20 protein-coding genes, 1 tRNA gene and 2 pseudogenes are annotated in these 21,520 nt (G+C 39.1%); 8 read left to right on the top strand and 15 right to left on the bottom strand.

The genetic code is table 11. The annotated features are described in order from the left end of the window. Entirely contained in the window at positions 1–546 is a 546-nt protein-coding gene (gene smrB / locus AC4IFO_RS02140; protein WP_490731433.1) for an endonuclease SmrB, read from the top strand. 20 nt (positions 547–566) lie between these two features. On the opposite strand, the gene sixA is transcribed toward smrB, so the two are convergent. The 4 genes from sixA to AC4IFO_RS02160 form a co-directional block, all read right to left on the bottom strand. Next, on the bottom strand, positions 567–1,049 hold the full coding sequence (gene sixA, locus AC4IFO_RS02145; protein WP_490731435.1) for a phosphohistidine phosphatase SixA: 483 nt from the start codon (positions 1,047–1,049) through the stop codon (positions 567–569). Between the two features lie 325 nt (positions 1,050–1,374). After that, positions 1,375–3,564: a fatty acid oxidation complex subunit alpha FadJ gene (gene fadJ, locus AC4IFO_RS02150; RefSeq protein ID WP_490731437.1), complete on the bottom strand. Its 2,190-nt coding sequence runs from the start codon at positions 3,562–3,564 to the stop codon at positions 1,375–1,377. Next, positions 3,564–4,883, bottom strand: a complete 1,320-nt coding sequence (fadI, locus tag AC4IFO_RS02155) for an acetyl-CoA C-acyltransferase FadI (protein WP_490731439.1) — start codon at positions 4,881–4,883, stop codon at positions 3,564–3,566. Before fadI ends, fadJ begins: the two co-directional genes overlap by 1 nt. A gap of 272 nt (positions 4,884–5,155) precedes the next feature. Then, positions 5,156–5,452: a YfcZ/YiiS family protein gene (locus tag AC4IFO_RS02160; protein ID WP_275074618.1), complete on the bottom strand. Its 297-nt coding sequence runs from the start codon at positions 5,450–5,452 to the stop codon at positions 5,156–5,158. A gap of 353 nt (positions 5,453–5,805) precedes the next feature. Between AC4IFO_RS02160 and fadL the strand changes: the two genes are divergently transcribed. Beyond that, positions 5,806–7,089, top strand: a complete 1,284-nt coding sequence (gene fadL, locus AC4IFO_RS02165; RefSeq protein WP_490731441.1) for a long-chain fatty acid transporter FadL — start codon at positions 5,806–5,808, stop codon at positions 7,087–7,089. Positions 7,090–7,644: 555 nt separating this feature from the next. On the opposite strand, the gene mlaA is transcribed toward fadL, so the two are convergent. Beyond that, positions 7,645–8,397 (bottom strand): phospholipid-binding lipoprotein MlaA, encoded by a 753-nt coding sequence (mlaA, locus tag AC4IFO_RS02170; protein ID WP_206082411.1) that lies wholly within the window; start codon positions 8,395–8,397, stop codon positions 7,645–7,647. Between the two features lie 281 nt (positions 8,398–8,678). Beyond that, positions 8,679–9,311 carry a LysE family translocator gene (locus AC4IFO_RS02175; protein WP_490731443.1) on the bottom strand — a complete coding sequence of 211 codons (633 nt, stop codon included), beginning with the start codon at positions 9,309–9,311 and terminating at the stop codon, positions 8,679–8,681. Between the two features lie 277 nt (positions 9,312–9,588). Between AC4IFO_RS02175 and AC4IFO_RS02180 the strand changes: the two genes are divergently transcribed. Both AC4IFO_RS02180 and AC4IFO_RS02185 read left to right on the top strand, forming a co-directional pair. Beyond that, positions 9,589–9,663 (top strand) — tRNA-Arg (locus tag AC4IFO_RS02180). Between the two features lie 164 nt (positions 9,664–9,827). Further along, positions 9,828–9,938: pseudogene (locus AC4IFO_RS02185) on the top strand (Arm DNA-binding domain-containing protein); the annotation flags it as partial. Between the two features lie 261 nt (positions 9,939–10,199). On the opposite strand, the gene AC4IFO_RS02190 reads toward AC4IFO_RS02185, so the two are convergent. From AC4IFO_RS02190 to AC4IFO_RS02205, 4 genes and pseudogenes are all read right to left on the bottom strand, one after another. Beyond that, complete coding sequence (locus AC4IFO_RS02190) at positions 10,200–10,373, bottom strand: hypothetical protein (RefSeq protein ID WP_490731508.1); 174 nt, start codon at positions 10,371–10,373, stop codon at positions 10,200–10,202. Between the two features lie 13 nt (positions 10,374–10,386). Continuing rightward, positions 10,387–10,578: pseudogene (locus AC4IFO_RS02195) on the bottom strand (hypothetical protein); the annotation flags it as partial. Next, positions 10,518–10,853: a hypothetical protein gene (locus AC4IFO_RS02200; RefSeq protein WP_490731510.1), complete on the bottom strand. Its 336-nt coding sequence runs from the start codon at positions 10,851–10,853 to the stop codon at positions 10,518–10,520. The gene AC4IFO_RS02200 and the pseudogene AC4IFO_RS02195, both read right to left, overlap by 61 nt. A gap of 168 nt (positions 10,854–11,021) precedes the next feature. Next, positions 11,022–11,360 carry a hypothetical protein gene (locus tag AC4IFO_RS02205; RefSeq protein ID WP_490731445.1) on the bottom strand — a complete coding sequence of 113 codons (339 nt, stop codon included), beginning with the start codon at positions 11,358–11,360 and terminating at the stop codon, positions 11,022–11,024. A gap of 127 nt (positions 11,361–11,487) precedes the next feature. Between AC4IFO_RS02205 and AC4IFO_RS02210 the strand changes: the two genes are divergently transcribed. Next, the gene (locus tag AC4IFO_RS02210) at positions 11,488–11,814 is read left to right on the top strand and encodes a hypothetical protein (protein ID WP_490731447.1); all 327 of its coding nucleotides are present in this window, start codon (positions 11,488–11,490) and stop codon (positions 11,812–11,814) included. 61 nt (positions 11,815–11,875) lie between these two features. Here AC4IFO_RS02210 and AC4IFO_RS02215 read toward each other — a convergent pair whose 3' ends face one another. After that, the gene (locus tag AC4IFO_RS02215; RefSeq protein ID WP_490731449.1) at positions 11,876–13,003 is read right to left on the bottom strand and encodes a hypothetical protein; all 1,128 of its coding nucleotides are present in this window, start codon (positions 13,001–13,003) and stop codon (positions 11,876–11,878) included. Between the two features lie 820 nt (positions 13,004–13,823). Here AC4IFO_RS02215 and AC4IFO_RS02220 point away from each other — a divergent pair. Then, positions 13,824–14,000: a hypothetical protein gene (locus AC4IFO_RS02220; RefSeq protein ID WP_490731451.1), complete on the top strand. Its 177-nt coding sequence runs from the start codon at positions 13,824–13,826 to the stop codon at positions 13,998–14,000. A gap of 903 nt (positions 14,001–14,903) precedes the next feature. Beyond that, positions 14,904–15,317 (top strand): hypothetical protein, encoded by a 414-nt coding sequence (locus AC4IFO_RS02225; protein ID WP_490731453.1) that lies wholly within the window; start codon positions 14,904–14,906, stop codon positions 15,315–15,317. Positions 15,318–15,338: 21 nt separating this feature from the next. Here the strand turns inward: AC4IFO_RS02225 and AC4IFO_RS02230 are convergent, their stop codons facing one another. From AC4IFO_RS02230 to AC4IFO_RS02245, 4 genes are all read right to left on the bottom strand, one after another. After that, positions 15,339–15,761 (bottom strand): GNAT family N-acetyltransferase, encoded by a 423-nt coding sequence (locus AC4IFO_RS02230; protein WP_490731455.1) that lies wholly within the window; start codon positions 15,759–15,761, stop codon positions 15,339–15,341. A gap of 113 nt (positions 15,762–15,874) precedes the next feature. After that, a complete protein-coding gene (locus AC4IFO_RS02235) occupies positions 15,875–16,423 on the bottom strand; it encodes an MltR family transcriptional regulator (protein ID WP_490731457.1) in 549 nt (182 codons plus the stop codon). A 78-nt stretch (positions 16,424–16,501) separates the two neighbouring features. Continuing rightward, complete coding sequence (locus AC4IFO_RS02240; RefSeq protein ID WP_490731459.1) at positions 16,502–17,665, bottom strand: mannitol-1-phosphate 5-dehydrogenase; 1,164 nt, start codon at positions 17,663–17,665, stop codon at positions 16,502–16,504. Positions 17,666–17,676: 11 nt separating this feature from the next. After that, a complete protein-coding gene (locus tag AC4IFO_RS02245) occupies positions 17,677–19,626 on the bottom strand; it encodes a PTS mannitol transporter subunit IICBA (RefSeq protein WP_490731461.1) in 1,950 nt (649 codons plus the stop codon). Between the two features lie 601 nt (positions 19,627–20,227). On the opposite strand from AC4IFO_RS02245, the gene AC4IFO_RS02250 reads away from it, so the two are divergent. Continuing rightward, the gene (locus AC4IFO_RS02250; RefSeq protein WP_490731463.1) at positions 20,228–21,460 is read left to right on the top strand and encodes an ArsB/NhaD family transporter; all 1,233 of its coding nucleotides are present in this window, start codon (positions 20,228–20,230) and stop codon (positions 21,458–21,460) included. Positions 21,461–21,520: the final 60 nt, after the last annotated feature.

Raw genomic sequence — 21,520 nt, forward strand, 5'->3', positions numbered from 1 at the left:
ATGACGAAAAATAAATTTGGACTGAAAGATGATGAAATTCATCTATTTAAAGAAGCAATTCGCGGCGCAAAAAAAATTAATCAGGATCAAGTCCTGCATGCTCCCGTGCGTGTGAAAGTCACGCAACCTTCTGAAAAAAAAATGAAACAGGAACAAGTCGATGCATCTTTCTACTTTTCGGACGAATTTCAGCCACAATTAGACAATGAAGGTCCTACTCGTTATTTAAAACCTGATTCTAACCCTTATGAGCTCAAAAAATTACGTCGAGGAGACTACACGCCAGAGCTGTTTCTTGATTTACATGGGTTAACTCAGATGGAAGCTAAGCAAGAAATTGGCGCGCTGATAGCAGCTTGTAAACGTGAAAATGTCTATTGTGCCTGCATCATGCATGGGCATGGCAAACATATATTAAAGCAACAGACACCACTATGGCTTGCACAACATCCTGATATTATTGCGTTTCACCAAGCGCCTAAAGAATGGGGTGGCAATGCAGCTTTGTTACTTTTGATCGAAAATGAAGAGAGCACTCGTCGTTAAGTGCTCTGTTTAGCGAGAATTTATTTAGCAAATAATAATTGAGATGGACTTAGCATCCATTCAACATCACTTTTTTGGTGAACCAAATCCAATTCAATGCATGCAATCGTTGATGTTGTAAACATCGGCGGTTCTTTCTGCGGACAAAGCTCTGACACTAGATACCCCACTAACGGTAAATGGGATACAACCAAGATTGCCTTTGCACCTGTCACCGCTAAATCGCGTATATGGTCGGCCACAAAAGCCGCATTTCCACCTGGGGTTAATTGCGCTAAAACTTCATTTGTTGATGGAAGTTTAAGGTGTTCACTTACTACTTTTTCAGTTTGTAATGCTCTTAGATAAGGGCTAACCAATACAGTATCAATCTCAATGCCGCGATTTCTCAACCACTCAGCCATTAATACTGACTCATCTATTCCCTTTTGTGTTAATGGCCTTTCGGCATCGCTTGGTGCATGTAACGCCGCATCGCCGTGACGCATAATATAAACTTGCATAATCCACCATCTGAGTAGCCTACTTACGTAAAGTGGCTATTCTTTTTGTTAAGATAATTGTTGTAAAAGTAACCATCAGTTGGGGTGAAAAGTGATTCTGCATTAAATGACCAACAATTAAAATGATTTAAATGACTTTTTATTGATTTTTTAACGTGCCTTTATCAAAACATAACTCCAGTTAATTAAATCTACCGATTAAAAAAGCCTGATAACTGAATGGATTAATATTCAGCTCAGGCTTAACGCTTTCCTTACGCTCAACCGCATTATTAGCTTATCGTATAATGCTATTAAGCCCCAAAAACGAACTAGTTTTCAGTTGTTATTCTTGACCATCAACTGAATAAAACGTTTGGTTGTTCTCTGCCATTTGACACAATAAATCACACGGTTGGAATTTATCGCCATGGCGTGTTGCAAGCACTTTTAGTGTCTCGACCGTTTTTGTGATGCCAAAATTATCCATATACCTGAACGGACCGCCAAAAAATGGTGGGAAACCAATACCAAAGACGGCGCCAACATCACCATCCCTTGCACTGCGAATAATTTTCTCATCAAGACAACGAGCCGCTTCATTTAGCATCATCATCACGCAACGTTGGGCGATATCTGTCTTACTTAAATTATTTTCTGGCACGATGCCGATAAGAGAATAAATCGATTTATCCACTTGGCGTTTTTTATTTTTCTTCCAAAATAGTAACTTAGGTGAAGAATGGCCGTACTCATAAAAGCCTTTTCCGTTTTTCTTACCTTTGCGGTCATCTTTTACAACTTTATCTAGGATATCTGGTGCTTTGAATCTATCCCCAAATCGTCCTACTAAAATAGGTAAGATTTTAGTGCCGACATCAATACCAACTTCATCGAGTAAATTAAACGGCCCTACAGGGAAACCGAACTCAACTAATGCACTGTCAATATAATCGATAGACTCACCTTCAATAAGGCACTGCGCCGCCTCGCATAAAAAAGGGGCAAGAATTCGATTAACATAAAAACCCGCATCATCACCAACCACAATCGCCGTTTTACCTTGGCGCTTAGCGAATGCGACCACTGTAGCAATCGTTGTTTCATCCGTTTGTTTATGCGGAATAACTTCAACCAATGGCATTTTATCGACGGGACTGAAATAATGTAAACCAATGACACGCTCTGGATGTTGGGCATTAGCGGCTATTTGGTGAATAGGTAATGAAGATGTATTCGATGCAAAAATAACATCCTTTCTCGTCATTTTTTCAACATCAGAAACCATCTTTCTTTTCAGCGCTAAATCCTCAAAAACAGCCTCAATAATGAGATCAGCGGTTTCTAACCCCTGATAATTCAATGTTCCTGATATTTTAGCCATTGTTGCAGCACGTTCGCGCGCCAATAATCGGCGTTTGCTCACTCGCTGGGTCAATAAGTCCCAGCTATATTTCAAAGCCTGAGCAATGCCTTTTTCTGATATATCCTTAATTCGAACAGACGCTTTTCCTTGCGTTGCGCTCACATAGGCAATCCCCCCGCCCATTAACCCACCACCTAATACTCCGACTTGGTTAACGTTAAGTGGCTTAGCGTGTGCACCGGTTTCATTTTTCAGCGCAGTAACAGCAAAGAATAAATTGCGTAATGCTGCTGACTCGGGGGACATCGCTAACTCACCAAATGCTTTGGCCTCTTCGGCAAACCCTGCAGATAACCCTTGATTCATCCCCGTTTTTACCGCATGAATGATTTTTTCTGGTGCAGGGTAATGGCCTTTGGTTTTACTCAATACTTTTTGCTTTGCCCCATTAAACACTTGGTTGCGAAGTAATTTGCTACTCAGTAAACGTTGCTGCCAATGAATAGCTGGTCGTTGAATACCGCCTTTTTTAACCATTTTAACGGCGACATCTAATAGAATTGACTCAGGGACAACATCATCAACAAGGCCCAATTTAAGTGCTTGTTTAGCTTTTAACTGGCGACCCGTTAACATCAAATCTAACGCCTGGGGAATACCGATTAAGCGTGGCAAGCGCTGCGTACCACCAGAGCCAGGTAATAAGCCTAACTGAACTTCAGGCAAGCCGAGGCGCGTTTTATCATCATTTGAACACACCCTTGCATGACAGGCTAATGCCAACTCTAAACCGCCACCTAAACATGCTCCATGGATAGCGGCAATAATCGGTAATGGGTAATTATCGATTTTATCAAAGAGTATATGCCCTGATTTTGATAGCTCACTGGCTTGCGCCTTCGATTCACAATGCGCAATCATGCTGATATCGGCGCCTGCAATAAAGTTATCTTTTTTGCCCGAGGTGATCACTAACCCCTTTAAGCCCGAAGTGGATTGTGCTTTTTGTAAGATTGCAAGAAATTGCTCAGCAAATTCAGCTTTTAGTGTATTAACCTTTTCATTTGGAACATCAATGAAAATCACACCTACATTTTCATCATAAATTTCTAATGAGAAAGCTTGCTGTGCCTTATCTATCACCAATTCCGTAGTAGAATTTTGCGTCATTATTCCACCTCTAAAATCATAGCTGCACCCAAACCACCCGCAGCACAAGCTGTTGTTAAACCAAAGCCACCGCCACGACGACGAAGTTCATTCAGTGTTTGTGTCACCATTCTTGCACCCGTAGCCGCAAACGGGTGACCATAAGCGATAGAACCGCCGAGAACATTAAATTTGTCCATGTCTATCTCGCCAATGGCGTTTTTTAAACCTAGTTTGTCTTGTGCAAATTGGCGACTACCAAACATTTTGACGTTAGCCAATGTTTGAGCCGCGAAGGCTTCATGCATATCAATTAACGTGAGATCTTGTAAAGTTAACCCCGCACGTTTCAAGGCAATAGGCGTTGCATAAGATGGCCCCAATAGCATATCTTCCCATACATCAATCGCGCTAAAAGCATAGCTACGAATATAACCTAGTGGGGTATAACCCAATGCTTTTGCCCTTGATTCTGTCATCATCAATACAGCGGCTGCACCATCTGTTAAAGGCGTGCTATTCGCCGCGGTGACACTGCCATGCTTGCGGTCAAATGCAGGTTTTAATTTAGCGTAAGAAGATAAGACGGAGTTACCTCGTACATTGTTATCTTGCGAAAAGGCTTGCTTAAAAGGTGGCATATACGCCGTCATGACTTCATCATTCAATAAACCACTTTCCCACGCTTTAGCCGCAAGAACGTGAGAACGATGCGCTAATTCATCTTGTTGTTCTCTCGTGATGTGGTAGCTTTTCGCCATTTGCTCCGCGGTGTCCCCCATGCGAAGCCCTGTCGAGTATTCAGCTACTCCAGGCGCAACGGGCATTAAGTCTTTTAAGCGTAATTTTGTGATAAGCGATAATTTTTGCCCAACCGACTTTGCCTTACTCAGTGCAAGTAACGTTGCTGCTAATTTTTTTGAAACGCCTATTGGTAAAACTGAAGAAGAGTCTGCCCCGCCCGCAACCCCAACGGAAATATCCCCAACCATCATACTTTGAGCCACATTCACAATGGCTTGAAAGCTTGTCGCACACGCCCTTGAAACACTGTATGCATCCGTTGAAACGCTCATCCCTGTGCCAAGCACTATTTCCCGCGCAATGTTTGGTGCTTCAGGCATTTGAACCACTTGACCAAAGACAAGTTGTTCAATCAGCTGATTATCTAAATCGCTACGAACTAATAATTCAGCGACAACCGCTTTGCCTAAATCCACAGCAGCAATGCCTTGATAGGCCGTTGACTGCTTTGCAAACGGTAAACGTAAGCCACTAACAATGGCAATGCGCTCTTTTGTTGAATATGTACTGTCACCATGGTGGGAATGTTGATTCATGGTCGCTCCTGCAAAAGCATAAATAAAAATTATTGTTTATTTTTTCACGATGGGCCGAAAGAGGTCTGACCTGTAATGATTGTTAACATAACTTTCACAATTATCAATTGCATTGACTAAAAAATGGGAGCGCGCACGCAAGTTGGTATAAAAATAGTGCTGAAAAGAAAAGGAATGGATTTAACAAATATAAAAAACCCTTCTATTACTTAGCATCTAATAAAAGGTGCTATCACTATAGAAGGGTTCACTTAATGAATTCAAACGTTTGATTAACGAAGGCCTAACTGAAAAATCAGACTTTCAGCTTCACAGCTAAAACTAAATTCTGCGCTCAGTTCAACACCGCCATCAACTTGTTTAAAAGTATGATTAATCGCACAGGGATCTGACTCAACAGACTTCGCTTTTTCTGTGAGCATCTTCAACATGGATTCCGCTTCACCTTGGGTGGCAAAAACATGCTGATACGACGCAGTACAGTCTTTATTATCCAGCACTGTGCCTACATCCACACAACAGCAAGCTGCTGTTTCATCCGCACTACAACGGTTAATCGCATCAGTCATTTTACTCTCCAAATAAACAAACTGTTAAGTGGCTATCATAACGCTGAAAAAGTGGTAAAAACCAGTATGTATCAAAACTTATTGCTAATAATTAAACATAAGTTTGATCTTACCCCGTATTTGATTATTTATTACTCCAAAACAGTCACCTAATGTTGCTATTTTGTTAAATGCATCGCATTTTTGAAAACGAAGTCACAATAAATACAAAACAAGCTTGCAACATATCAGGTGGTCAGACCTATACTCTAGTAACTGGTCTGATTTGTCATGACGGCAATGGACCCTACAATTCTGCGCTTCTTGCGATAGAAGTCGCTTTATTTAAAATAAAACATAAGAGGGTTTTGGTCATGAGCCAGAAAAACCTGGTTTCGAAATCAGCTTTAGCAATAGCAGTGGCAATTGTATCTTCTAACGCCGGCGCGGCGGGTTTCTTACTAAATGAATATTCTACATCCGCACTGGGACGCGCATTTTCGGGAGCTGGTGCGATGGGCGACAACGCAAGTGAAGGGAGCCGTAACCCTGCTGCGATGATGCTATTTGACCGACCATCTCTGTCTGTAGGCGCGGTGTATATTGACCCAAGTGTTGATATTAAAGGTCGTGATAACAGCGCATTTACTGCTAATGATATCGCGCCAAGTGCCGTTGTGCCTAATGCGCATTTTATTTTCCCAATTAATGATAAATGGGCTGTTGGTACGTCCATGACAACAAACTTCGGTTTAGCGACCGATTTTCCAAAAAGTTATGCAGGTGGGCCTGTTGGCGGAAAAACTGATTTAAAAACTGTTAACTTAAATTTAAGTGGTGCATACCGCCTAAATGATAATTTTAGCTTTGGTTTAGGTGCTAACGCTGTCTATGCTGATGCTGAAATTACTCGTCATGTAGGTATAGGAGCTGCAAAGCTTCCTCCGGCATTAGGTGTTACACCAAGTACAACTGCTGCGAAATTAAAAGGTGATGACTGGGGTTATGGCTGGAATGCAGGTGTTTTATATGAATTCAACCAAGATAACCGCCTAAGCTTAACTTACCGCTCAAAGGTTAAAGTTAAATTTGAGGATGGCAAATTCTCAAATGACTTACCAGCAATGGCAGGTGGACTGGCTGGTTCTAGCGTTAAAGGAAAATTGGATCTTAACCTACCAGATATCTGGGAGTTTTCTGGTTACCATAAAGTCGCACCAAAATGGGCTCTACACTATAGTGCAGCCTATACAGGCTGGAGTGAGTTTAAAGAACTCACAGCTTATCAAAAAAGCAATGGTAAAGAACTGTTTCATAAACCTGAGCACTTTAAAGATGCTTGGCGTTTAGCACTTGGTACTACTTATTTTTATGATGACAGTTGGACTTTCCGTACAGGTATTGCCTATGACCAAACTCCTGTACGTTCAGAATACCGCTCTATTTCGATTCCTGACCAAGACCGCTATTGGTTAAGTGCGGGTACAACCTATGCATTTAATGAAAATGCCTCTGTTGACGTTGGTATTGCCTATATGTATGGCAAAAAAGTCAATATCAATGAAATGCTAAAAGAAGGTGATCCAAGCACAACTACTCGCTTCAAATCTGAAGGCTCTGCTTGGTTATACGGCGTGAACTTTAACTACGCATTCTAATAAATCGAATGCTTAACTATCGGGGAGGCAACTCCCTGATAGCCCTACTATCCCACTATTCAAAAAAACATCCCTATCATAAATTTATCTTGACACCTTACTACTCATATATGTAGATTAATTGTTAAATAAATAATTTGCATTCTAACAACTGTTTTCACGTTGAAAATTAGCCTTATAAGCTTCTTTTAAGATAATTCCTTTTATATTTCATTAGATTACCTTTCTTTCTCTGAATGTTCTTATTTGCAAGCACAATCTATACACATATTTTAGAATACAGATACACAAAAAATACGTATCCATTCATCAAACTGTATTATTAATGCGATACATTCGCAGTAAAAGTACAAAAGAGGCCACAATGACAAAAACGTAGGAGGTTTTATGGGAACATTATTTACAGTAGGATTTATTGGGGTTTTAGGGGTAATCGCCTTGATTGACACTGTTACCCAACGAGGAAAGCGAGACAATGACTAGCTGTTAATTTATCACTCTCACGTTTTAATACAGACAAGAGAGTGATAAACCTTCCTGAGTCAATTCACTAAATTAATCAATCGAATCAAGATCCCCTTCAATCGCAGCCGCATTTGGGTTTTCAGTTGCTTTCAATACGCCGCCATTTGATAAGAAATCATTTCGTTGGAAGTAAGCTTCACGCATCATCAAGTACGGGTCTGAAGAGTTTTTAAGTAATCCATCTGAATCCAGCAGTCGTGCTCTTGTTTCTATCCCTTCAAGCGCCCATTTACCAGCGGACATCCAAAATGTCAGGTAACTTAACATTGGGTATAAACCATCCGCTAAATCCCCACCTTCCTCACGTGGTGTTGCGCTCCCATATCCGGGTAAAACGACATAAGGGCCATAACCGACATCATAGTAGCCAAGTGTATTACCGAAACGTTTAGGATCTTCTTTGGCTAACTGCGGGTTTGCCATTGTTGCCACATCAATCAACCCACCCATACCAAAGACAGTATTTAGGAAGAAGCGGTTAAAGTGTTTAAAACCTTGAGTCACTTCCCCGCGCAAGAAACTATTCAGCATACTCGCGGGTTCTTCAAGGTTAACAAAGAAGTTGGATAAGCCATTACGCGCAGGCATAGGAACATAATCATTCCAAGCTACAGCAACAGGTCTTAAGACATAAGGGTCTAAAACATTGTAGTTGAAATTAAACATTGCTCGGTTAAAACCCTCTAATGGGTCTGAACGTTCTTGCGTATCCGGGTCAATATTACTTGCACAACCTGCAATTAATACACCCGCTAGAAAAACGCTAGTCATGCGAAACTTCATAACACCCTCTCCATTCCCTGCACCGTCCTGCTATGGTACTTTCCACAATATTCACGAATTTGATAATAATAAGGTGAAAAAATTAATTTTGTTAACCGTTTTGAGTGATTATACAGATGAACTTTTAATTATACCCTAGTTAATCATGCCATTATTATAAGAATTATGAGCAATTAGCACAAAAACCATTACTTTATATTTCTGTAAATTAAGAAATCAATTATCAAATTGAAAAACATCAAATGAAAGAATAAGCCGCATGACCACACTCCTCCTTACAATTATTTTTTGGATTCAACCAGTATCTTGATGGCTAGCCCAGCCAAAACTGTCCCCATTAGCCACCGTTGAATTAACTGCCACGTTGGACGACGAGTCAGTAATAATGAAATAGCTCCCGCTGTAATCACGATAAGCCCATTGATTGTTAAGCTAACCAATATTTGGATTGTTCCTAATATCATTGATTGCACCAACACACTGCCATGATCTGGTGTAATAAATTGCGGCAGTAAAGATAAATACATAATCGCGATTTTAGGATTAGCGATATTCGTTAAAAACCCCATCATAAAAAGTTTTCTAGGGCTATCGATATCCAATATTTGGAGTTGGAAAGCTGAACGCCCATTAGGCTTAACTGCCTGCCACGCTAAATAGAGCAAGTACATCGCCCCTGCAATTCGTAACACATCATACGCATAAGGAATTGCAAAGATAAAAGCGGTGATACCAAAGGCCGCGCATAACATATAAAAAACAAATCCGAGTGCGACACCTGCAAGTGAAATAAACCCAGCTTGTCGACCTTGGCAAATAGACCGAGAAACTAAATAAATCATATTCGGACCCGGCGTTAATACCATTCCAAGAGCAATTAGACCAAAAGCAAATAATGTAGCGATCTCTGGCATTTCCCCACTCCAAAATTCAATATTGACCGATAATTAAGCTAGTTTTGCACTTAACATTTTCCCATAGCTTGTTAAATTTACGTTAACTTTCACGCATCTATTGATTATAGTCATAGCAAAATAAAACCAGCAACTGAAATAGTTATTAGACAAAACTAGTACGAAAAAACAAACAAAAAAACGATCTTCACAATAAATTGAATTAATTCACCGTAACAACTTGATTCCATTGGAAGTGGACAGTAAAATGCAAATCCTGCTTAGTAATAAGCTCAAAGTCCCCTTAGTTAAATGGATATAACGAGCCCCTCCTAAGGGCTAGTTGCAGGTTCGATTCCTGCAGGGGACACCACAATAGACTCAACCGACCTATTCCCACCTAAACAAAACCCTCATAAAACCAAGCGTAACAATCATCCACACTAAACTGAGCTAAACCAATCTATACTGCTATAAACAAATTTTCGCGGGTAGTATTGGTGGTATCGTATATTTTACTCACACTCAATACCCTCTATGAAGCTAAATGTTAAACAAGTAGAAGCAGCGAAAGCGCAAGATAAGCCGTACAAGCTTGCGGATGGTGGCGACTTATATCTTAATATATCAACAACCGGTGCTAAATCTTGACGTTTAATATACCGATTCGATAAAAAAGAAAAGCTTCTAACCATTGGGCTCTATCCATTGCCTGATAGCGATTTCTACAGCCCTGCAAAACTATCTTATTAGGCGTGCGCGCTAGTCCTTCAGTGATGCCATTTTCATCAACTCGCAAGCGGATATTGGTTTCATTCTCGTATTAGACTTCCATTTCTTCAGTTGCTTCTTAAAGTCCTGTGCGGCCCGGCTAAACTTAACCGAAGTATCGATAATCGGTGTTTTGCTTTACTGGCTCTCTGCTAGCTCAAAGTTACACTGCTGATACTCAACGCCACCCAAAACTTTAGGCTCTATCTGCAAACTGACTAAGTGAATGTTTCCGAATGAGGGGTGATAGAATTGAATTGTTTCGTAGAATGTACGCATCGGTCGTTGCGCTCGGTACTCTCTTAACTTCATTCTCCCCCTTGCATCGTGGTAATTGCTCTGTGACGACGATATCTAGCAAGCCCCAATCTCTCGGCGGTATCTCAACAATTAAATCACCAAACTCGTCATCTTCATTAAACAGCTTGCGGCAGATTACCGATCCAGTCCAAGTTACTACGCTGCTGTTAATCGACGTTTGTACTGGGTAATTAACAAAGTGAAGCTCCTGCGGTTGTTCGCGCATAGTACCCTGTAAGTATAGTTAGTCAAAAAATAATCACTATTGAAATCTAACTGTTTTACCCTTGTTGGTATTAGATGAGATGGAGAGCCATCTTCTGAGACATGCCTTATTGCTGGCATTGATATTTTGTCACTACCGCACATCTTGCAGGTTAGGATGTCAACGCCTTTTAGCTGCATAAACTCAGAAAACTTCTCTTTAGTGACTGAGCGAAAGAACGAATTCAATTGAGCGTCGTTCTTTTTATTTTGTTCATCTTCGGTCATAAATCCCCCATAAATTAATGAGAGAGATTTAACCATTTGTTTTAGGGGAAGTGTTACTATTCTTGTTTATAACAAAGCAAAAGACCTCAGTTAAGAGGCGTAATGTGTGATATGGGGCATAATGTTTATATAGAGAGCGAATCACAGCCCAAGGACGGGCTAGATTAACTATTGAGCAATATAATCAGCGGTCAATATCATTATATTTCCACCATGGCCGTTGCAATCAATCCTAACTACATGCTTTGGTGTACGTGTCATTGATGTGTACGCGTGTTCAAAATTAGTCACTGATGTCATGTTATGGTTGATTGTGCCAGATACGTAAATGACCTCTGCCGACAGCTTACATAACTCATAACTCATTTTTTCAGCATAAATAAAATCCCAATCGCCATAATCAGACCTGTTCCCATCTGATGCTAATGAGTCAATGCTATTGCTAGAGTGCGCATTAAAACCAAAGCACATCATCATTAGCAAGCTAGCAGCTATGTATCCTTTCATCTCACCATCCCATCAATTAGTTTCAGTAATGTTAGCTTAGCGGGAGTGCAAATTGAAGCAAAGCACACTTTCAGATTATATATTTAAGTGATATTTTATTTCCCACCAATTTAATAAGGATGACTGTATGGGCGTTGAATTTCATATTACTCGTGCTGAATGCTGGTTTGATAGTGAAAGCAATCCAATCAGTAGCGACGAGTGGATAGCTCTTGTTGAGCAAGACCCTGAGCTAAAAATAAATGCTATTAACGGTGAATTTAATGCAATATGGATCGGAAATAGCACCTATGATGAGCCTTGGCTTGAGTGGGATAACGGTAGAGTTTATACCACATGGCCTGATACTGCTCTCTATATAAAAATGCTAGAAATCGCAAAAAAACTAAATGCTAAAGTCATGGATGATGAATGTGGTATTTATAATAAACCAGAGTCTTGGGTATATCCTTAATCGATGCTCATAACAAAAAAACCTGCCGAAGCAGGTCTGATTTTTGATTGAGTTAACGCTGCTACTCTACCAATACAGAGACGTTAATCGCACCTTTATATTTACCCGGCTTAATATTACCGTTCGCACAAAGATTGAAAAAGAGCGATTTCGTAAAGTCTTTGCCCGGTATCGTCGAAATTGATTGGCTACCTAAATAAGGGATTGCATCTGATGAGTTAGCATTACACACGCTATCACCTTGGCTTGTCGCCGATGTTGCAATATAAGGCAAGTCACCTGCATTACTTTCTGAACTCGTTAACACCATCCCTGTAGTGCTTCCTGTCACCATTGGATTCATAGGCCCCAGAGTTAAAAAACCTTCCTTTCCTGCTTCATAGCAGCTCACTTGCACAACCGCTTGTTCACTCGCTAAGTTTTTCGGTGTAGGGTAGTTCTGGCTTAACTGTGTGGGGTATTGGATATTTGTCTGTGTTGAAGGTGTCAACTTGCAACTTTTTAGTGCTGTTATTGTCACATTACTACTTTGGTCAAACAGCGGGGCACTTTCTGTGAACCCCCATCCTGAAGCGATTAGAGTCACACCAATATAACTCGGATTAATTTTATACACACCAGGCTTTAGGCCACCACCAATCGCATAAGCTGAGTAACTTGAAACTGTGAATACGGCCGGGTTTATCTTATCATTATATGTATGTTTGAAAAAATTTTTGCTTCCTAATTTTGGCGCTATTCCCCATGCCGCTTCAGACCTTGTGTATTCATTTTGGAATCTATATAGCCCATTCATGCTAACATTTTTTCCATTAACCAATGTCGCTGTTACATTCTGCATCGTTTTCCCATCATAACGTAAAAATGATGCATTTAAAGTTCCATTGATAGTTAACACGATTGACCCACCGTCTGGATTAGTCGTATTGACAAACTGAATACCTGATGTATTTATTTCAGGAAAATACTCCAATTCACCAAGAACGCCCCACCACCGTAAACTTATTTGATAGTGAATGGTATTCGCCTCAAGGTCTGATGCTGTCTGTAAGTAGGTAGATACTGATGCAACAGGGGGCTGAACTTCCCCCAGATAACCTCTTGCCCCGATCGGAACCTTAAGTTCGATAGCATAGCTTTGCATAGCAACAGCAAATAAGGTTGCTATAAGTAGCACTCTTTTTTTCATATCGTCATTTCTTCTAGTTATGCATTATATTTAATGCCACTGTTTAATTATTTAACTCAATATAGGTGTAATTGCGATATAAATAAAGAAAATGACTACTTATTTTGTTACTAACTGCTAATCATAATCTTGTGTGGTGAGTTAAATTACCAATGCAGCCAAACAGCCTTAAATAAATATATATCCCATTGATTAATAATGTTTTTTAGTAATTTTTATTTTTTGACAGTTTAAATGCAGGAGTGAATGCAATAAATAATCCATATTTTCTCTTTCAATAATTGGATTACAAATACACAATAAATTACACACATAAACAAACTGAAAGCAAACTACTTTCGGCATATGAAGATATCAAGGCTACATAGTACATTTTGATAACCCCACAAATTTCAAGCAATAAAAAACCCACCGAAGTGGGTGGGTTGTTAATACATTACATTAGTCATTACTGTAAATTCTATCTTTGCTGATAATGTTTACTATATGGTGACAGGAGTCCATTGATAACTTTCTTGGCTCCCATTTGGCTCACCTACCTACGCTACGCTATTTATATGATTTAACCAAAGGATATAACCATGCCTGTAACTACCGAGGTGGTGAAAGTTTATTGCTCGCCAACTAGGAATAGGCGATATTTCAGCAAGGAAGCTGCAATCAATGCCGATTATTATTGATAACGGCATCAGTATGGTTCGAGTTAATAACATTTGGTCAGCTCGTCAATTTAACAACCATTGCATAGCAATTAACGGTGATAATTATTATCGAATTGCTATGGAAATTTATTTATTAATGAAGGATGCGGAGAATAACAATGGAAATTAAATTAGGTAAATACGTAATAACATCTGATAAGTATCAGTTCATCCTCAATGAAATTAAAACGATAAAAGAAGGTGAAAACGCAGGCAAAGAAAAAATGGTTACCGTTAGCTATCATCCACGAATGGAAATGCTAATCAAAAAGTTATTGTGGTCGATAGAACTTTAGTCTTTAATTGATAGCTATTGATATTTGACTTATGTATATTGTTAATCACTTAATCATATGGATGTGTGCGTCGTCATGGCTGAACTGATTATTTATGAAATCATATTAGGAATTGCAGTATTTTTTTGCTTTTGGAATATAGGCCGAACCAATACTTTCTGGTCTTTTATTCGAGTTATCGCTGGAATATGCCTTATAGTCATCATGTGTATGCTTGGTATGATCATAGCGTACGTTGCATCATAGCAATCATCTACCTAACTTAAAGATTGGGGCATACGTAGTGTCATTTACCGTTATTTATCTTTTATTTGCTGTCTTTTTACTCCTGTGGCTTGCTTATTGGAGCTTTTCAGCTCTATTTCCAAAATCACCACCGAGTAGTGTTTTCTGCCTCTTCGCTAGAACAATCATAGGCGTGACCTTGGTCTTATCTGCAATCTATGTAACTCTTGTCGCTTTCGCAATCACCATTTAACCTAATGTTGAGCTCCCCCCTCAAATATACAATGTTAACGGAAATCACATTAATAAATGCACCTGATAAATGATATTTACTGCTCTGAAAATATAGATAGGCAGAAAGAATGCATTATCTGAAAACATGATGCTGTTTACATTAATTATCGTTTCTGCAATTATCAAACCGCTTGATTCATTCATTTAAATTACCAATTAAAAGTTTAAGTCAATATACCTAATCGACCATACCTACGCCACTTAATCATTTATATCGTAGCCCGCCGAGTGAATATTGAAAGTCAATGTGAAGAAATATAACGCAAAAAATGGCTGATTGAATCGCTGCGAGTAGAAAAATCCTATTTTTCATCTAATCATTTTGATCATGAATAGAACCTTCTATTATCAATTCTGTTACGCGTATTTACTGGATAATACTCAATGAAAAAAATTGTCATTCTTCTTTTTTTGCCTCTTTTACTTTTAGCTTGCACAAAAGAAGAGCCGTCTTTAGTCGTTATTTCTGGAATGAGTAAAGCTGAAGTCATTCACATTGAAGGGATACCTAAGAGTTCAGCCACTCGGGGCCAGTATGATTTATTCTTTTATGCCGACCAGTTATTAGCTGAACAACCGAACCAGAAAGCTGACAGAGTATTTATCTTTGTGGATAATAAACTGATGGAATACTCAACAATAAACATTCGCTCAGTTCATGATAAAAATGCTGGGATAAGATTAAATGCAAAACAAAGTCTAGCATGCTGGATAAATCAATTAAATTTACCTGTTGACCCATCCGCTAGTGCTAATAAAAATATCCAAACAAATGGAGTAGATTGTTTTCAAATGTGAGTAGTGAAAACAATCAAAAATTTATTTTAAATTCATTTTAGTCAAATAATGAGATTGCATTCCTGTTTCGGGGAAATCTGGCAGGGACATTTGCTGGATATAACCTAATTTTTGATAAAATGGCAGTGCTTGAAAACTAAAAGTATCAACCAAAGCATGAAGACAGCCTATTTTCGACGCCTCAAGTTCAGCTGTTTGCATTAATTGACTACCTATCCCTTCTTTTCTCGCTGATTCACTTACCCATAAATAATCAATACATAACCAATTAGCTCTTACTGTCGCAATTAAGCCGCCCTGCATCACACCGTCACCATCTTTAAAATACACGCCTAATTGACCAAAGCGGGAAGCATCTAAATACTGGGTGTTATAGCTACGTAGCCCTGTAAGTAATTCATCTCTATCTTCTTGAGTGACTTCATGAGTAATAATAATATTCATGTTTAAACCATTTAAGTTCGATTATACATACTTGTATTTCAAACATATTTATATAATGAAGTAAATAGATAAGCGAAGCTTTTAGAGAAAAAAATTATAAATCCAATCGTTGATTAAAAAACATCAGTTTCTAGTATTTGTGCGATTAAATCAGCAACAGATAACACCAAAGACGACTTGACCATTTGCTGATAGCGCTGCTTTTGCAAATCAATTAGCTGTTTATCTACCATATCTTCAGGCTGATCAAAACGCATCATTTCAGGTAATGGACCCATGCAGTGCAACATTTTAATACTGCCGATTATTTCATCATCAATATAATCTAATTTTAATTCTTGGAAAGATAAAGAATCATTTAATGCTAGAAATAATTCAATATCTTCATAGGTTTCACGCGTTATGGCCCCCAAAGCAAATAACAGTTTCAAACGCACAGATAAATCACCTAATGGTCCATTACCTGTCAAAAGAGGCTCAACTGCATATTTTACAGCATAATCATCCTTCCTAAATACTTTTAACATTAACTTATCAATTGCTTGAGAAATTAGCGTTATAACCTCCTGAATAAATAAATGAATTTCAGGCCGTTGGTTTAACCGCTCAAGGATATGATTTTCAATGTCTTGCTTATTTTCCATAATAATTTTTTTTGTCACTTTATGGCCACCTGCTTAATATTCATTCGCTAATAACCATAAAGTGATTGAACCTCAATAATTAGCCTATTACCCGAATTATTGTTTATTACTCAACTTTATTAACTCATATTGAGTACAAATTTTATCAACAATGGCAGGGTATTGCTGCAAACCGCATAGCTCCATAGTAGCCTGATAGATGCCATTTTCGTTAATTAATTCAACTAGCTCAATGGCCTGAGGATCATTAGAGCACCTAAAATGAAGCGCAGCTGCAATACCAATTATCAGATTATTATTAGGTAATTGGTACTCAAACGTCCCTAGTAACGGTTTAATCAACCTATCTTCTGGGCTGAGTTTACGGATAGGTTGACGCCCTACTCGGCTAACATCATCCTTTAAATAGGGGTTTGCAAAACGGCTTAATATTTTTTCAATATATTGCTGGTGCTTATCGGCGTTAAATCCATATCTCTGAATTAAAACTCGCCCGCTTTCTTCCATAGCTGCTTTTACAACAGCATGAACTTTAGGGTCATTAATAGCATCACTAATTGTTTGATGCCCATATAACTGACCTAGGTAAGCAGTAATCGCATGACCTGTATTTAACGTGAATAGTTTGCGCTCAACAAATGCCATTAAATTATCCGTTAGCTCCATCCCATCAATGCTCGGAATATTGCCAACAAATTGTGTTTTGTCGACAATCCACTCACTGAATGATTCGACGGTGACCGAAAGAGGGTCATCGTTTGCCGCATCCATAGGAGGAACAATACGGTCAACCGCCGAGTCGACAAAACCAATATGTTGTTCAACCCACCCATGTATTTCTACAGGCAATTGTGCAAGAACATGCTGCCTTAATTGGCTTGTCCCTCTTACCATATTTTCACATGCTATAATATTGAGTGGTTTTTGGTTATTTAACGTATTTCTTAACGTAATACCTTGCGCTAAAGTCCCTGCTATCTTTTCAAGGATTTGCGGGCCGACTGCAGTTGTTACCATATCCGCAGTAGCGATATATTCGATTGTCTTTGGGTCATTAGAATTAATTGCGTGCACATGCTGCACTTTTTCAATACGACTTTCTTGACCAACAACATGTACCTGATACGACTGTTGATGCTCTAATTGATCAATTAAAGGTTGGTTAACATCGGTAAATGTAAGTTGTGAATTCGCATCTGCGAGTACTTTTCCAATAAAACCACGACCGATATTTCCTGCACCAAAATGAATGACTTTCATTGTTATTCTCCTTACGCTGCACTTTGTGATGCTAAAATTTCGAGCACTTCTTGAATATTTTGGGTATTACACAATTTTTCGATAACACCATCCTCATCCAATGCTGAGGTAATTCGTGTAATCACTTCAATATGCTCATTATTTTGTGCTGCTATACCAATAACGAGGCGAGCAATTTCATCGGGTTCATCCCCAAATTGCACACCATCTGGATATTGGCAAATAACAATGCCAGTTTTTAAAACACGGTCTTTCGCTTCAATGGTTCCATGTGGGACTGCAATGGACTCACCAAGGTAGGTTGACGTTAATTTCTCTCTCGCCAACATCGCATCAATATAGTCAGGCTCAACATATCCACCTTCAACTAATTTTTGCCCCGCAAATTGGATTGCTTGTATTTTATTTTTCGCCGATAAATTTAAATGAATATGCTTAGCACTGAGTGTAAACAATGCTTCATCTTTATCTTCAACATCAAAAGATTCGTCATTTGCGGCTACAATAGTCTGCTTAATTAAACGCCCGTCATTTGCAGCAGTAGGATGCTTTTTCGCAATTAAATTAGTGACGAGATCATTATACGTTTGACCGTCTAAGAAATTTGCTAAAGAAATATGCATTGCATTAGGTGCAAATGTTTTAGCTCTTTCAGTGAGGTCTTTATGAGTGATAACAATATCAACATCCGCAGGAAGGTCATTAATAGCCATATTGGTGACATTAATATCAAATAGCCCTGCATCACGAACTTTTTTAGCTAATACACCTGCCCCCATAGCACTCGAGCCCATACCGGCATCACAAGCAACAATGATATTTTGCACATTTGCAAGATTAACGCTTGAATGGTTATTCGTTGCCTCTTTATTTGATGATTTAGACTGCGTTTTCATATCACGCATTTTTTTCGTCGCATTATCTAATTCATCATCATCACCAACACGGGTTCTTTTTAATAAGATTGCAGAAACTAAGAAGGAAACGACTGTTGCACTCGTGACGGATAAAATAACACCAATTAATGATGATTTTGGTGTCATCAGTAAAACTGCAAAGATTGACCCTGGAGAGGCTGGCGATACTAAACCAGCATGGAATAAGTTCATCACAAACACGCCTGTCATGCCCCCCAGAATAACGGCAAGAATTAAGCGCGGATTCATTAAAACATATGGAAAATAGATTTCGTGTATCCCACCAAAAAAGTGGATGATTGCAGCCCCGGGTGCTGATTGTTTTGCATTTCCCTTACCGAAAAACATATATGCAAGTAACACACCTAGTCCTGGACCTGGATTTGCTTCAATTAAGAAGAAAATAGAAGCACCTGTTTCAGTGGCTTGCTGAATGCCTAATGGGGAAAATATCCCGTGATTTATCGCATTGTTTAGAAAGAGAATTTTTGCAGGTTCAACAAATATTGATGTCAGCGGCAGTAAGTTGTTTTCCACCATCACGTTAACGCCCGCTGCCAATACTTTAGATAGACCAGCAACCAGTGGACCTATAGCAAGGTATGCGAGTATTGCCAAAAGCATGCCGATAATGCCAGATGAAAAGTTATTCACAAGCATTTCAAAGCCAGTTTTCACTTTGCCATCAATCCAACGGTCAAAGCGTTTAATTGCAAAACCACCGAGTGGCCCTGCTATCATTGCCCCCATAAACATTGGCATGTCGGCACCAACAATCACCCCCATAGTGGTAATTGCCCCAACAATCCCCCCGCGCTCACCGCCAACTAGGCGCCCGCCCGTATAGCCAATGAGCAGCGGTAATAAATAGGTGATCATTGGGCCGACAAGCTGTGCCAATGTTTCATTTGGCCACCAGCCCGTAGGGATAAAGAGCGCGGTAATTAAACCCCACGCAATGAAAGCACCGATATTAGGCATGACCATATTACTGAGGAAACGCCCAAAATTCTGTACCTTTAATTTGATATTTGATGTTACCATGATAGAACCCCGTGGTACGAGAACGATAAGGTTGTAACGTTATCGCCAAATAACGTTAGTGAATTTTTCGACACTTTCACTCTAACATGACCTTTGTCAGATGCGTACCACGCGGGCTTTATGTGATGAACATCACCCAAATACCCTATCTATCCCCTCATAAATATTGATCAGCTTCACAAATATGCAGTGTAGCTTTACTACAAAGACGATTTTTTAAGCAAAATAAACAAAAAATGTGACTTTAATCACACTGAAATCCTTAACTTAATTTTCAGAACAGAGATCTTGATCACGAATTATTTTCATATTCACGATTTTTTAGATCTCTTAAAAGCTAAATTAGCCTTTTTACTGTTGTTGGATTTAGTTTTGTAATTAATTTTCACTCGCTGCATATTTCAAAAAAGCACAAATGAAATGAATATTGAGCTGAATATGTCGGCTTAGCATTCATCTTATTTTAAATTTTCTATCTTTTTGCGATGATTGAGAATAGGATTTACTGCAACTTATTATTATCAAAAGAATATTTAGCCTTGATTCAAAAGATATTCACCGATAAATTATCCTTAAATTTATTCATTAAAATGTGAACACAATGACTTTAACCATTATTGTTTTTCTTTTGGTTTATATTGCTATGGGCTTTGGTAAGTTGCCCGGTTTTAAAGTAGACAGAACGGGAGCTGCTGTTATTGGCGCCTTAGCCATGATGGCTATCGGTAGTATTACCCCACCACATGCTTGGAATGCCATTGATTATCGAACAATTGGCATGTTATTCGGTTTAATGGTGGTATCTGCATCGTTTGTTGTATCTGGCTTTTATAGCTGGACAGCGAACCGAGTTGCTATGTTAAAGGTTTCTCCTCCGGCACTTTTAGCGGTATTAATCGGTGTTGGCGGGATCCTTTCTGCTCTATTAACTAATGATGTCGTGGTTGTTGCCATGACACCATTATTAGTTTCAATTAGCTTATCCCGTGGTTTAAACCCTATCCCATTTTTATTAGGCTTTTGTTTCGCAGCAAATAACGGTGCTGCTGGCTCATTAATTGGCAGCCCGCAGAATATGATTGCAGCTCAAGGACTCGACATCTCATTTGTCGGTTTATTAGAAGCCTCAGCAATCCCTGCCTTAATTTCGTTACCTATTACATGGCTAGTCCTCGTTTGGTTGTACCGCAACCGCTGGTACATTGCTAAGGATGAAATGCAAACAAAAGCACCAACAACTCAAGAAACATTAAATGTGTGGGAAACAACCAAGGCAGGGATTATTACATTTGCCGTTATTATCGCATTTATCATTAGCGATATTCCTAGAGAATTAATTGCCCTTACTGCCGCAGGGTTCTTATTATTGAACCGTTCAATTGCATCTAGCGATATGCTTAAATTAGTCGATGGGAATTTATTACTCTTAATTATGGGATTATTTGTCGTTAATGCGGCCTTTGCGTCAACAGGAATTCCTCAGCAACTCCTCAATGATTTACGTGCTCATGGTGTCGATTTAAATAACCCTCTGGCATTGTTCTTAGTAACTGGTGTGCTCAGCACAATCGTAGGAAATAACCCCTCCGTCATGCTACTTGTACCATTTTTAACACCTGATGGAAATGCAGATTCTCTTGGTGCTGCATTAGTACTTGGCTCTGGTTTTTCAAGCAATTTATTAGTTTTTGGTAGCCTTGCCGGTATTATTGTTGTTGAACAAGCTGCGGCTTATGGTGTGAAAATATCGTTTAGTGAGTTTGCAAAATCGGGAGGCATTGTTGCCGCGTTATGCATGCTCTTAGCCGCAATCTGGGTAGTATTAGTCTTGTAGGAATAATTGCAGTTTATTACCAGCCATACTCCATGATGGCTGGTAATAAAACTTCAATAT

This window comes from Providencia sp. UF-224, from assembly GCF_058245955.1.